1 protein-coding gene is annotated in these 249 nt (G+C 51.4%); it reads left to right on the top strand.

What is annotated here, in order from left to right:
• On the top strand, window positions 1-249 hold a 249-nt coding region (locus tag LKX83_RS32745), incomplete at both ends, for a hypothetical protein (protein ID WP_227887457.1).

The raw sequence follows: 249 nt of genomic DNA, 5'->3' as shown, positions 1-249 counted from the left end.
GCGCTGAAGCGGATGAGCAGACACTGCCGCACCTCGCATACTTTATGGAGCAGCACTCCCGACTGGCATTCCGCAGTGCATATGAATCAAGTCTTCCGCTGATCAATGGGGAAGGCGGGGCTAAGATAAAGGAGATTGCACTTACACAATTCAGACATGCATTGGCACCGCATGCCACACAGGAATACATTGATGGTGAGGTAAGCCGCTTAGAGGATTCGTGGAAGGGCAAAAACCAGATTGTCTTCC

The sequence above is a fragment of the Cohnella baijiui genome, assembly GCF_020731285.1.
Lineage (GTDB): Bacteria > Bacillota > Bacilli > Paenibacillales > Paenibacillaceae > Cohnella.
The sequence above is the reverse complement of the archived record's forward strand: the minus strand, read 5'-3'. Positions and strand labels throughout refer to the sequence as shown.